This is a genomic window from Streptomyces shenzhenensis (assembly GCF_003688995.1).
Taxonomy (GTDB): Bacteria; Actinomycetota; Actinomycetes; order Streptomycetales; family Streptomycetaceae; genus Streptomyces; species Streptomyces shenzhenensis_A.
In genome coordinates, this window is record NZ_PENI01000017.1 from 103,359 (window position 1) to 115,861 (window position 12,503).

Here is a 12,503-nt window from a genome sequence, read left to right on the forward strand (position 1 = left end):
ACACCGCGGGCTGCCTCAGCCCAGTGCCTCGTCCAGGAGGACCGTCCACTGGGCGACCACGCGGTCGCGGCGGGGTGTGTCGTCGGTGAGGAGGTTGGCCAGGCCCAGGCCGCGGGCCATGTCGAGCAGGCCCTGCACGGTCTCCCGGACGCCGGGCCGGGACTCGTCGGCGCCGAGCAGGTCCACCGCTGCCCGGTGGGTCTCACGGCCTATGCGGGCCTCCAGCTCGGTCACCCGGGGGCGCAACTGCTCCTCGTCGCCGGCCGCGACCCACAGATGCAGGGCCGCGCGGAAGAGCGGTCCCGTGTACAGGTCGACGAGGGCGGCGACGACGGCGGGGCGTGCCGCGGCGCCGTCCGGGAACAGGGCGCGCAGGGCGGCGGAGCGCTGCTCGGCGACGTACTCGACGGCCGCCGTGAACAGGTCCTCGCGGGTGCGGAAGTGATGCTGGGCGGCGCCCCGGGAGACGCCCGCGCGTTCGGCGACGACCGTGACCGTGGAGCCCGCCCAGCCGTGCTCGGCGAGGCAGGCCACGGCGGCCTCGAGCAGCCGCTGCCGGGTGGCCCGGCTGCGGTCCTGTTTGGGGTGGCGGTCGACTGCGGTCACAGCACCCATGGGGCATCCCGTCGTTCGAGGAAGGCCGTCATCCCGTCCCGGGCCTGGGCGGAGGAGAACAGCCGGGCCGAGAGCGCGGTCAGGTCGGCCGCCTCACGGTCGAATGTCTCCAGCACCCTAGCCGTGAGCAGGCGCTTCGCCGCGGCCAGGCCCTGGGGCGAGGCTCTGCGCAGGCCGTCGAGGACGGGGGCGAGCGCCGCGTCGACATCGTCCCCGGCGAGCGTCAGCAGGCCGATACGGGTGGCCTCGGCGGCGTCGAAACGCTCGCCGGTGAGGTAGTAGCGGGCGAGGGCGCGCGGGTCGGCGCGCGGGATCACCGGCAGCGAGATGACGGCCGGCGCCACCCCGATCCGCACCTCGGTGAAGGCGAACGTGGCCTCGCTCGCGGCGGCCGCGATGTCGCAGGCGGACAGCAGGCCGAGGCCGCCCGCGCGGACGTGCCCGGTGACCCGGGCGACCACGGGTTTGTCGAGTGCGACGAGCTGCCGGAGCAGGCCGACGACGGCGTCGGGCCGGGGCGGGTCGCGCAGATCGGCGCCGGCGCAGAAGGTGCCGCCGGTGTGGGTGAGGACGACGGCCCGGACGCCGGTGTCGGCGGCGCACTCGGCCAGCGCGTCCACGAGGCCGCCGACCAGCGCGGCCGACAGGGCGTTGCGGGTCTCGGCCGAGTCCAGGCTGAGCGTCTCGACGCCACGCGCGCGTGTACGTCCGATCGGCGTCACGCCTGCCTCCCGGGTGCCGGCAGATCGCGGCGGCGGAACCGGTCCACCACCGGGACGTCTGCGTACTGGCTGCGGAACACGGTTCCTCCTCGCGACGGGGTGCGCGGAACGGCCTAGTAAGACTTGGGCAGGCCCAGGGTCTGGTGGGAGACGTAGTTGAGGATCATTTCCCGGCTCACCGGTGCGATACGGGCCACGCGCGCGGCGGTGATCAGCGAGGCGAGCCCGAACTCGCGGGTGAGCCCGTTGCCGCCGAGGGTGTGCACGGCCTGGTCGACGGCCTTCACACAGGCCTCGCCGGCCGCGTACTTGGCCATGTTGGCGGCCTCGCCGGCGCCGATGTCGTCCCCGGCGTCGTAGAGACGGGCGGCCTTCTGCATCATCAGCCGGGCCAGTTCGAGGTCGATGTGCGCCTGCGCGAGGGGGTGCGCGATGGCCTGGTGGGCGCCGATGGGGGTCTTCCAGACGGTGCGGTCGCGGGCGTACTCGACCGCCTTGGACAGCGCGTGCCGGCCCATGCCGATCGCGAACGCGGCCGTCATGATCCGTTCCGGGTTGAGCCCGGCGAACAGCTGCAGCAGGCCCGCGTCCGCGTCGCCGACGAGCGCGTCGGCGGGCAGCCGCACGTCGTCCAGAGTGAGTTCGAACTGCTTCTCGGCGGCGCTGAGTTCCATGTCGATGGGCCGCCGCGCGAAGCCCTCGGCGTCCCGCGGGACGATGAACAGACACGGCTTCAGGCGGCCGCTCGTCTGGCTCGTGTCCTCGGTGCGGGCGACGATCAGTACCGCGTCGGCGATGTCCACCCCGGAGATGAACACCTTGCGGCCGGTCAGCAGCCAGTCGCCGCTGTCGGGGTCGCGGCGGGCGGTGGTGGTGACGCGGTGCGAGTTGGAGCCGGCGTCGGGCTCGGTGATGCCGAAGGCCATGGTGCGGGTGCCGTCGGCGATGCCGGGGAGCCAGGCGCGTTTCTGCTCCTCGGTGCCGAACCGGGCGATGACCGTGCCGCAGATCGCGGGCGACACGACCAGCATCAGCAGCGGACAGCCGGCGGCACCCAACTCCTCCAGGACGATGGAGAGTTCGGTGATGCCACCGCCCCCGCCGCCGTACTCCTGCGGAAGGTTGACGCCGAGGTAGCCGAGTCTGCCCGCGTCGGACCAGAGTTCGGTCGGGTGGCGGCCCTCGGCGACGGTGCGGGTGAGGTAGCCGCGGCCGTAGCGTGTGCCGAGGGCGGCCACGGCGGCGCGCAGTGCCTTGTGCTCTTCGGTTTCCACAGGGGCGCTCACTGGTCCCGGTCCTCCTTGTCGGCTTCCGTCACGACGGCGAGCAGCGCGCCGACCTCGACCTGGCGGCCGGGAACGGCGTGCAGGGCGCTCAGGGTCCCCGACGCCGGTGCGCAGATCTCGTGCCGCATCTTCATCGCCTCCAGCCAGATCAGGGGCTGACCGGCCTCTACGGAGGCGCCCTCGGCCAGGTCCTCGGCGACGCGTACGACCGTGCCCGGCATCGGGGCCAGCAGGGAGCCGGGGGCCAGTGCGGCCGTCGGCTCCGGGAAGCGGGGCAGCGCCGTGAGGGCGGTCGCATTGACATGGACATGCTCGCCGTAGCGGGCGATCTCGAAGCGTCGTCGTACGCCGTCGATGTCGAGTACGACCAGACACACGTCGGCGTGGACGACCCGTACGCCGTCGGCCGCGAGGCCCTGGCGAGTGTGCCGGTAGTGGACCTCGTGCTCCTCGCCCGCCCTCAGGTAGCGCTTGGTCTGCGGCTGCGAGGGCAGGTTGCGCCAGCCGCCGAACCGGGAGCGGCCGTGCGCGTCGGCGAGCGCGGCGGCCAGCGGCGCGTACGGGTCGGGGGCCGGGGCGGTGAGGTCCGCGAGGTGGCGGTCGTAGAAGCCGGTGTCCATGCGGGCCGCCGTGAACCGCGGGTGGCGCAGCGACCGTACGAGCAGGTCGCGGTTGGTGACCGGGCCGTGGACGGCCGCACGCTCCAGGGCACCGGACAGTCTGCGGATCGCCTCCGCGCGCGTGGCGGCGTGAGCGACCGCCTTGGCGAGCATCGGGTCGTAGTGCACACCGATGACGTCGCCGTCGGTGTAGCCGGTGTCGAGGCGGACGCCGTCCGGTACGGCGAGACGGTGCAGGGTACCGGTCTGCGGGGCCCAGTCGCGGGCCGGGTCCTCGGCGTACAGGCGGGCCTCGATCGCATGCCCACGCGCGCGTGGCGGCCGGTCCGCCAGGGCGTGCCCCTCGGCGATCCGGATCTGCTCGGCCACCAGGTCGATGCCGAACACGGCCTCCGTGACGGGGTGTTCGACCTGGAGGCGGGTGTTCATCTCCAGGAAGTGGGCCTTCTCGCCGGCGACGAGGAACTCGACGGTGCCGGCGCCCACGTAGTCGACGCGGCGGGCGGCGCGCTCGGCCAGCGCGTACAGCTCGTCGGTGAGTGCCGGCTCCAGGCCCGGCGCGGGGGCCTCCTCGATCACCTTCTGGTGGCGGCGCTGGAGCGAGCAGTCGCGGGTGCCGAGCGTCCACACCGTGCCGTGCGCGTCGGCGAGGATCTGCACCTCGACGTGGCGGCCGTGCGCCTCGCCTCCCAGGTACGGCTCGACGAAGACCTCGCCGTCCCCGAACGCGCTCGCCGCCTCCGCCCGCGCGCTCTCCAGGGCGGCGTCCAGCTGTGCCAGGCTGCGCACGATCCGCATGCCGCGGCCCCCGCCGCCCGCCGCCGCCTTCACCAGCACCGGCAGGTCGGCCTCCGTGACCTCGCGCAGCGGCGCGAGCCCCATCAGCTCCTTGGCGCGGGTCTTGGACGCCATCGCCTCGATCGCCTCCGGGGGCGGCCCGATCCAGACCAGGCCTGCGGCCAGCACGGCGCGCGCGAAGCCGGCGTTCTCGGCCAGGAAGCCGTAGCCGGGGTGCACGGCGTCCGCGCCGGCGGCCACGGCGGCCTTCACGATCAGGTCGCCGCGCAGATACGTCTCGGCGGGCGCCGCGCCGGGCAGCCGTACCGAAGTGTCGGCCACGCGCGTGTGCAGGGCGTCCTCGTCGGCGTCCGAGTGCACGGCGACGGTACGGATGCCCAGGTCACGGCAGGTGCGGAAGATCCGGCAGGCGATCTCGCCCCGGTTGGCCGCAAGGACAGAAGTGATCACGGGTGGTCCCTCACATCCGGAAGACGCCGAAGCCGCCCCGCGCGCCCTTGTAGGGCGCGGTGTGGAGGGCGGACAGGCACAGGCCGAGGACGGTGCGGGTGTCGCGCGGGTCGATGACGCCGTCGTCGTACAGCCGCCCGGACAGGAACATCGGCAGCGACTCCGCCTCGATCTGCTGCTCCACCATGGCGCGCAGCGCGGCGTCGGCGTCCTCGTCGTACGGCTGCCCCTTGGCGGCGGCCGACTGGCGGGCCACGATCGACAGCACCCCGGCGAGCTGCTGCGGGCCCATGACGGCCGACTTGGCGCTGGGCCAGGCGAACAGGAACCGCGGGTCGTAGGCGCGTCCGCACATGCCGTAGTGCCCGGCGCCGTAGGAGGCGCCCATGAGGACCGACAGGTGCGGCACCGTGGAGTTGCTGACCGCGTTGATCATCATCGCGCCGTGCTTGATGATGCCGCCCTGCTCGTACTCCCTGCCGACCATGTAGCCGGTGGTGTTGTGCAGGAACAGCAGCGGTATGTCGCGCTGGTTGGCGAGCTGGATGAACTGGGCGGCCTTCTGCGACTCCGCGCTGAACAGCACGCCCTGCGCGTTGGCGAGGATGCCCACCGGGTAGCCGTGCAGAGCGGCCCAGCCGGTCGTCAGGCTCGTCCCGTACAGCGGTTTGAACTCGTCGAAGTCGGAGCCGTCGACGATCCGGGCGATCACCTCGCGCGGATCGAAGGGGGTCCTCAGGTCGCCCGGGACGATGCCGAGCAGGTCCTCCGGGTCGTACTTCGGCGGCTCGGCCGGGCCCGGATCGCCGTACGCCTTGCGGTGGTTGAGGCGGGCGACCACGCGCCGCGCCTGCCGCAGGGCGTCCCGCTCGTCCACGGCGAAGTGGTCGGCGAGCCCCGACACGCGCGCGTGCATCTCCGCGCCGCCCAGGGACTCGTCGTCGCTCTCCTCCCCGGTCGCCATCTTCACCAGCGGCGGACCGCCGAGGAACACCTTCGCCCGCTCCTTGACCATGATCACGTGGTCGGACATGCCGGGGATGTAGGCGCCGCCGGCGGTGGAGTTCCCGAAGACGACGGCGACGGTGGGGATTCCGGCGGCGGACAGCCGGGTGAGGTCCCGGAAGACGGCACCGCCGGGGATGAAGATCTCCTTCTGCGAGGGCAGATCGGCGCCGCCCGACTCCACCAGGCTGATGCAGGGCAGCCGGTTGGCGAGCGCGATGTCGTTGGCGCGCAGCGCCTTCTTCAGGCTCCAGGGGTTGCTGGCACCGCCGCGCACGGTCGGGTCGTTCGCGGTGATGAGGCACTCGACGCCCTCGACGACGCCGATGCCGGTGACGAGGGACGCGCCGACGGTGTGGTCGCTGCCCCAGGCGGCCAGCGGCGACAGCTCCAGGAACGGCGTGTCCGGGTCCAGCAGCAGTTCGACGCGCTCGCGGGCGAGCAGCTTGCCGCGCCGCCGGTGCCGTTCGACGTACTTCGGCCCGCCGCCCGCGAGGGCCTTCGCGTGCTCGGCGGCCAGCTCGGCGAGCTTGCCGAGCATGGCCTCGCGGTTCGCCCGGTGGTCGGCGCCGCGCACGTCGACGGCGGAGGTGAGGACCGTCATAGCAATGCCTCCGGGATGTCCAGGTGCCGGGAGCGCAGCCATTCGCCGAGGGCCTTGGCCTGCGGGTCGAAACGGTGCTGGGCGGCTACGCCCGCGCCGAGAATTCCGGCCACGGTGAAGTTGAGGGCGCGCAGAGCGGGCAGGACGTGACGGGTCACGGTCAGCGACCGGCTCTCGGGTATCAGCTGCTGGAATCTGTCGGTGGTCAGCTCGTGCACGAGCCACCGCCAGGCGTCGTCCGTACGGACCCAGACGCCGACGTTGGCGTCCCCGCCCTTGTCGCCGCTGCGGGCCCCGGCGACCAGCCCCAGCGGGGCCCGGCGGGTCGGTCCGGCGGGCGGCGGCGCCGGCAGGTCCGGTTCCGGTACGGCGTCGAGCACACGGGTGTCCTGGGGTCCCGGCACGGGGATGCGGCGCCCGTCATGGAGGACCGCCACATGGTCGACGGACCTATGGGGGACGTACACCTCCTCGAAGACCCCATAGGCCGCGCCCTTCCCCGGGGGCGCGAGCACATGGAAGCCGGGGTAACTGGCCAGCGCCAGCTCGACGGCGGCACCGCTGAGCGCCCGCCCGACGACGGCCTGATCGCCGTCCCTGACGACGAGCCGCAGCAGCGCGCTCGCGGCCTCCTCCGTGTCCGCGTCCGCCCGGTCGGTGCGGACGAGATCCCACCGCACCTCCGCGGGCGGGGACTTGGCGAGCGCGGCGGCCATCTGCTCCCGCACCAGCGCCGCCTTGGCCTCGATGCCGAGCCCGGTCAGGACGAAGACGACCTCGTTGCGGAAGCCGCCGAGCCGGTTCAGGCCGACCTTGAGGGTCGGCGGCGGGGCCTCCCCGCGTACGCCCTCGATCCGCACCCGGTCGGGTCCTTCCCGGGTGAGCCGGACCGTGTCGAGCCGGGCGGTCACGTCCGGGCCCGGATAGCGGGCGCCGGCCGTCTCGTACAGCAGCTGGGCCGTGACCGTGCCGACGTCGACGAAGCCGCCGGTGCCGGGGTGCTTGGTGACGACGGCGGTGCCGTCCTCGTGGATCTCGGCGAGCGGGAAGCCGGGACGGCGGACGTCGCCCTCGGTGAAGAAGGCGTAGTTGCCGCCAGTGGCCTGCGCCCCGCACTCCAGCACATGTCCGGCGACGACAGCGCCCGCGAGCCGGTCGTACGCCCCGGGCGCCCAGCCGAAGTGCGCGGCGGCAGGACCGGTGACCAGCGCCGCGTCGGTCACCCGCCCGGTGACCACGATGTCGGCACCGGCCCGCAGACACTCCGCGATGCCGAAGCCGCCGAGATAGGCGTGGGCGGCGAGGCCCGGGTGGGCGGCGGTGAGGTCGTCGCCCTCGACATGCGCGACGCGTACCGGGACACCGAGCCGGTCCGCCATCGTCCGCACGGCATCGGCGAGTCCGGCGGGATGGCGGCCGCCGGCATTGGTCACGATCCGGACGGACCGCTCGTGCGCGAGCCCGAGGCAGTCCTCCAGCTGCCGCAGAAAGGTACGGGCGTACCCGGCGTCCGGGTCCTTCAGCCGGTCCCGGGCCAGGATCAGCATGGTCAGCTCGGCGAGGTAGTCACCGGTCAGGATGTCCAGTTCGCCGCCGGTGAGCATCTCGCGCATGGCGTCGAACCGGTCGCCGTAGAACCCGGAGGCGTTGCCTATCCGCAGCGGTTCACTCACGACCGCTCCCCCTGCCCGGCGCCCGGCGGCCCCGACTTCGCGACGAGGCGGTCCAGTTCATGACTCTCAGCACGCAGGTCGCCGAACACGGGCGTGGGATCGGCCATGGCGAGGAGCATGGCAGCACCCCCAGAAACAATCAAGCACGCTTGCATGAATAGGTTTCCCACAACCCCGCTCCCCGTGTGCTCGGTATCGCTACTCTCGGTGACTGGAGGTGGTCGGCATGCGAAGCCGTGAACTGGACCCCAGCGCATCACCCTTGGACTACTACGGCTACGAGCTGCGCCGGGCACGGGAGGCGGCGGGGCTCACGCTGGCGCAACTGGGCTCGATCGTCTTCTGTACCGGGTCACTGATCGGCCAGATCGAGTGCGCGGCGAAGGTGCCCCAACGGGAGTTCTCCGAACGGGTGGACGCGGCGCTGGGAACGGACGGGTTGTTCTCACGGCTGGCGGGGCTGGTGCTACGGAGCCAGTTGCCGAGTTGGTTCCAGCCTTATGCGGAGATGGAGGCGAGGGCGGCGTACATCTCCACCTATCAGGCCCAGTTGGTCCACGGGCTTCTCCAGACCGAGGCGTACGCACGGGCAGTGCTCGGCACCCGGAACGACGGCAATATCGACGGCAGGGTGGCCGCTCGGCTGGAACGCCAGCGCATCCTTGTCAGGGCCACGTTCCGTGGCACGTCCCCCTCCACGAGGAGGGGGCGGCTCGTTCAGGCTGCCGTCTGGAGCCAGCCGCGGTGGGCCGGGAGAGCCCGGAGGTGGGCTGCCACGGCGTCCGGGCCCAGGGTGGCCAAGGCCCACAGGGCACTGAAGCGGCGGCCGGAGGACCAGATGCCGGTGGTCGGCGGCCGGAACGAGGCCACGGCGATGTTCTGAACCGTGAACGGGGCGGGGTCGAGATAGGTCATGCCACCGGTCCCGCACAGATACGCGCGGGCGCCGGTCGCCGCGGAAAGGTCCGCGAGCCGGACGGAGCGGCCCGGCCGGGTTGGCAGACGGCTGCTGGTGACGACCTGGCCCTTCCAGCCCAGCAGGTCCAGCAGGACGCGGGTGGAGGTCTCGGCCACCTTCGCGGTCTTGCCGGTGCCGAAGGCATCCAGCACCGGATCCAGGGCCTCGGCGAGGGCGGGCCAGTGAGGGCTGGCCCCATAGTGTTGCCGCAGCATCCCCGCGGTCCTTGCGGCGGGCCAGGTCCGAGTCGTCGATCACGGCGTCGCGGATGAGGGTGGGCCGTCCGCCCGGCAGGCGGGTGGGGATGGTAAGCCACTGCTGACCGGCGGGGTCGTGGAGGTTCGCGAGGCGGGCTCGGTGCTGGTAGTCGCGGCGGGTGAACTGCACGTTGTCCGGGACGATCCAGTAGTCCGCCGCGAACAGCTTGGCCAGCGTGGTCAGCCGGGGCAGGAAATTCGGCTGGTGGATGGCACACAACCCGCCTGGCTCGGGCAGGTCAGGGGTTGATGAGGCGGCTGGTGAAGCCGCCGCGGATGAGGGACTCGTACGCTGCATGCACGTCCTCCGGGACCTCCTGCTCAATGGCGAATCCGAGCTTTGGATACTCGATGACCCGCTGGAGGTCGCCGACGAGCATGTCCAGGACGAGTTTCTCGTCGCCGATGGACTTCAGATAGTCGTCGAACTCCAGCGGCTCCGACGCGCAGAGGATCTCGACGTCGGGCCACAGCTCGCGGGCGGTCGCGAACGACCGCCTTTCCATATAGGGCTTGGAGACCAGCAGCACCGACGCCGGGGTGATGCCTGCGGCGACGAGGACCTCACGCGAGAGGGTGATGTTCTGCCCGGTGTTGCCCGCGTTCGGTTCCAGCAGGATCGCCTCGGCGGGGACGCCGAGGTCGATGGCGTGCTCGCGGAAGTGGACGGCCTCACCACGCGGGAAGACCTTGGCGGTGGTGGGGCTGTTGCCGCCGGTGAAGACCAGGGTCGGGAAGAGCCCGGAGCGGTACAGCTCGGCGGCATGGGCTGCGACGCCGAGGTCGTGGCTGCCCAACCCGATCGCCACGTCGACGGGCCGCAGCTCGTGCTGCATCTGGTGGTAGTTCCAGATCAGCTTGGCCTGGCGCCACTGGTCAGCGGTGATGCCCTGCTGGTCGTTGCTCACGCGTTTCTCCCTGGTCACCGTTGCCGGGGGCCGGTCGGCCCCTCGCCCATGGCCTTGATGCCCTCGATACTGCGCAGTTGGTGCACAAGTCCGTACTGCGCGGCCACCTTGGCGGCCTGGTCGAGGACGAGGTGTCCATCATCCCGGGTCGCCGCATCGGAGAGCAGGATGTGGCCATGAGCGGTGTCCAGTCGCACGCGTTGCATCGGTGAGTCGGGCGTCCCGCTGCTGCGGGCGATGTCGATGAAGTGCAGGGCCTGGGTAAGGTCGCCGGCGCCGCGGCGGGCGAGGGCGAGTTTTTGGTGGGCCACCGACCAGTCGTCCGGTTCGGTGAGGTCCTCGAAGTCGCGGGTCGCCACCTGCATGACGCGGGTCGCATAGTCGTGCTGGCCGTCCTTGCTCAGCGCGGTCCCCACCCACAGCCTCGCGCGGGCCCGGTCGCGGCGGGAGAGCCGGTCATCGACGGCGAGGGTCTCGTAGTTGCGGGCGGCGATCTCCAGCTTCCCGGACATCTCGGTGACGACCGCGAGGGACAGGTCGAGCTGGGCGACGCGGCGGGGGATGTCGAGCTGGGTGAAGACCGCGCGAGCGCCGGCATAGGAGTGCTGGGCGGACAGCGGGCCCAGGACAACGCCCTGGTCGCGCTTGAGGTCGCCGAGCAGGGCGGTGGAGCGGGCGAAGAGATATAGGCCCTTCTCGTCCAGCTCGGGGGCCTTGAACCGGCCCAGCCACCGGGTGAGGAGGCTGTCGGCGAAGGCGAAGTTTGCCGGGACAGGGCGACCACGACGCGGTCGAGGTCATCGGCCCAGGACTCGTATTCCCAGGTTCTGGGGCCGGAGGCGGTTACGCGGCGTCGGCCAGCGTTCTGCACCGAGCTCGTCATCTCGGACAGGAGCGTTTCGAACCGCAGGTGGACAGCGGCGTCCGCGCGACCGAGGGCGGTGTCGAGGATGGCCTGAGTGTCGGGTCTGGGCTCGGTGTCGGCGAGCTTGCTCTCCCACTTGGACACGGTCGCGACGGCCAGGCCGAGCTGCTGGGCGAAGGCCCGCACGCTCAGTCGCAGGGCGAGCCGCAGGGCCCTGGCCTCCAGGCCGGTCCAGTGGTGCACGGTCGCCACGCGTCACTCCCTTCCACCGGTCATCGAAGCAGATCCGTGCAGTCGGCGGGACGGAAGTGGAACGGAAGTAGAACGGCTGGTGATTGGCCGCGAGTTGGCGGGACGCCACGCTCAGAGCGTCACCATTTGTCGAGCCTTTGGGACGGTCCTGAGCATGGAAACCCTCACGGAGCATCGCCCGGTCAGCGGCCTGGTCGTTTACGGCTTCCTGCGGCTGGTGCGGGTCTCCCAAGCGCGGCAGGACGCGCTGGTCGCCTCGCTCACCGAGTACTGCCGCAGCCACGAACTGCAGTTGTCCGGCGTCTTCACCGACCGCGACGCGTCCGCCGGGCCCGCCTCAGCGGCGTTCACCGGGCTACTGTACGTGCTCGCGCTGCCGGACGTCTACGGCGTCATCGCCCCGGCCATGTCGCACCTGGGGCCGAAGGCCATAGCCGCTGAACGCGGGCGGTGGATCGAGGCGGTCGGCTCGCGGCTGCTGCTGGTCCGCAAGCCCCGCACGGCCCACCACTCCATCTCCCGCAGCGGTCCCGTCCGCCGCCGTCACCCCGGCACCACCCGAGTCCTGGACGCCGAGTCATGAGGACCACCGTGATGACCAAGACGACCCAGCAGTTCTTCGACGCGCGGCCCGAGTCGGTCAGCCAGGCACGGTCCTTCACCTCTGAGGCCCTGGCCGACTGGGGTCTGCCGGACCGCGCCGAGGACGTCCGGCTCTGCGTCTCCGAACTCGCCACCAACGCCCTGGTCCACGGGACTGCCCCCGGACACGGCTTCCTGGTCAAGCTCGACGCCGACGAGGATGTCGTACGCCTGGAAGTGCACGACAGCCGCCGCCAGCACCCGGAAGCTCGGCAGGCCGCCGGCACGGACACCTCCGGACGCGGGCTGATCCTGGTGAACGCGCTCGCCGACGGCTGGGGAGTCGAGGACCGCACTCCGGTCGGGAAGATCGTCTGGTCCTGCTTCAAGGCCACGGGAGGCACGACAGCATGAGCGTCCTACTCACTCCGCCCGGCCCTGAGCTGCGGCTGCTGGTGTCGCTCGCCGCCTGGACCTGGCCCGGCACCCGCCCGGACGGCCGCGAGATCGCGCACATCCTGATCACCCACACCCCGGCCCTGACCGGCTCGGGCACCGCTGAGACGGCCGAGGCCAGGATGCGGCGGCTGTCCGCCAGCCTGGGTGGCCTGGTCGGCGCCCGGGAGGTCGTTCCGGTGCTGGAGCGCTGCCTGCAGATCGTCGGCGACCAGGTGCTGGTGCGCTTCCCCGGCGCCTCCCGGCGGCTGCGGCTGCCCACCCGTCGGTCCTGGACCGAACAGGTCGCCCGCAGCGGTGAGGCAATCCTCCTACTCGGGCTGGACCCCCTGCCGCAGTCCGCTGACGCCGCCAAGGTCGACGCCTACCTGGATGCAGCGCTCGTAGCCGACCGGCTGCTGTTCGGACGCGCCCGCACCCGTTGAACCCGCATCTCCTCGCACGGCCCCCGG

The 12,503-nt window shown here is 72.0% G+C and carries 11 protein-coding genes and 3 pseudogenes; 4 read left to right on the forward strand and 10 right to left on the reverse strand.

Annotated features, from left to right (window positions below; all coding sequences use genetic code 11):
* Positions 1 to 15 precede the first annotated feature (15 nt).
* From CTZ28_RS25135 to CTZ28_RS25160, 6 genes are all read right to left on the reverse strand, one after another.
* Positions 16 to 615: a TetR/AcrR family transcriptional regulator gene (locus CTZ28_RS25135; RefSeq protein WP_121891960.1), complete on the reverse strand. Its 600-nt coding sequence runs from the start codon at positions 613 to 615 to the stop codon at positions 16 to 18.
* Entirely contained in the window at positions 603 to 1,337 is a 735-nt protein-coding gene (locus CTZ28_RS25140; protein ID WP_121891961.1) for an enoyl-CoA hydratase family protein, read from the reverse strand. The genes CTZ28_RS25135 and CTZ28_RS25140 overlap by 13 nt, the downstream gene beginning before the upstream one ends.
* 113 nt (positions 1,338 to 1,450) lie before the next feature.
* A complete protein-coding gene (locus CTZ28_RS25145) occupies positions 1,451 to 2,623 on the reverse strand; it encodes an acyl-CoA dehydrogenase family protein (protein WP_121891962.1) in 1,173 nt (390 codons plus the stop codon).
* Complete coding sequence (locus tag CTZ28_RS25150; protein WP_121891963.1) at positions 2,620 to 4,491, reverse strand: acetyl/propionyl/methylcrotonyl-CoA carboxylase subunit alpha; 1,872 nt, start codon at positions 4,489 to 4,491, stop codon at positions 2,620 to 2,622. Before CTZ28_RS25150 ends, CTZ28_RS25145 begins: the two co-directional genes overlap by 4 nt.
* A 10-nt stretch (positions 4,492 to 4,501) precedes the next feature.
* Positions 4,502 to 6,100 carry an acyl-CoA carboxylase subunit beta gene (locus CTZ28_RS25155; protein WP_121891964.1) on the reverse strand — a complete coding sequence of 533 codons (1,599 nt, stop codon included), beginning with the start codon at positions 6,098 to 6,100 and terminating at the stop codon, positions 4,502 to 4,504.
* Positions 6,097 to 7,773, reverse strand: coding sequence for an acyclic terpene utilization AtuA family protein (locus CTZ28_RS25160; RefSeq protein ID WP_121891965.1), 1,677 nt, complete (start codon positions 7,771 to 7,773; stop codon positions 6,097 to 6,099). Before CTZ28_RS25160 ends, CTZ28_RS25155 begins: the two co-directional genes overlap by 4 nt.
* 226 nt (positions 7,774 to 7,999) lie before the next feature.
* Between CTZ28_RS25160 and CTZ28_RS25165 the strand changes: the two are divergent.
* A pseudogene (locus tag CTZ28_RS25165) lies at positions 8,000 to 8,443 on the forward strand (helix-turn-helix domain-containing protein); the annotation flags it as partial.
* 47 nt (positions 8,444 to 8,490) lie between these two features.
* Here CTZ28_RS25165 and CTZ28_RS25170 read toward each other — a convergent pair.
* The 4 genes and pseudogenes from CTZ28_RS25170 to CTZ28_RS25180 all read right to left on the reverse strand — a co-directional run bounded on the left by CTZ28_RS25170 (position 8,491) and on the right by CTZ28_RS25180 (position 11,013).
* Complete coding sequence (locus CTZ28_RS25170) at positions 8,491 to 8,946, reverse strand: WbqC family protein (RefSeq protein ID WP_398656679.1); 456 nt, start codon at positions 8,944 to 8,946, stop codon at positions 8,491 to 8,493.
* Positions 8,947 to 9,016: 70 nt separating this feature from the next.
* Positions 9,017 to 9,286 (reverse strand): annotated as a pseudogene (locus tag CTZ28_RS49635) (WbqC family protein); the annotation flags it as partial.
* Positions 9,228 to 9,896, reverse strand: coding sequence for a YdcF family protein (locus tag CTZ28_RS25175; RefSeq protein ID WP_121891966.1), 669 nt, complete (start codon positions 9,894 to 9,896; stop codon positions 9,228 to 9,230). The gene CTZ28_RS25175 and the pseudogene CTZ28_RS49635, both read right to left, overlap by 59 nt.
* Before the next feature lie 14 nt (positions 9,897 to 9,910).
* Positions 9,911 to 11,013, reverse strand: a pseudogene (locus CTZ28_RS25180) (hypothetical protein).
* A gap of 154 nt (positions 11,014 to 11,167) precedes the next feature.
* On the opposite strand from CTZ28_RS25180, the gene CTZ28_RS25185 reads away from it, so the two are divergent.
* From CTZ28_RS25185 to CTZ28_RS25195, 3 genes are read left to right on the forward strand one after another with little or no spacing between them, the layout of a single operon-like run.
* Positions 11,168 to 11,596, forward strand: a complete 429-nt coding sequence (locus tag CTZ28_RS25185; RefSeq protein ID WP_121891967.1) for a hypothetical protein — start codon at positions 11,168 to 11,170, stop codon at positions 11,594 to 11,596.
* Between the two features lie 11 nt (positions 11,597 to 11,607).
* Entirely contained in the window at positions 11,608 to 12,009 is a 402-nt protein-coding gene (locus CTZ28_RS25190) for an ATP-binding protein (RefSeq protein WP_121891968.1), read from the forward strand.
* Positions 12,006 to 12,476 carry a DUF5949 family protein gene (locus CTZ28_RS25195; RefSeq protein ID WP_121891969.1) on the forward strand — a complete coding sequence of 157 codons (471 nt, stop codon included), beginning with the start codon at positions 12,006 to 12,008 and terminating at the stop codon, positions 12,474 to 12,476. The genes CTZ28_RS25190 and CTZ28_RS25195 overlap by 4 nt, the downstream gene beginning before the upstream one ends.
* Positions 12,477 to 12,503: the final 27 nt, after the last annotated feature.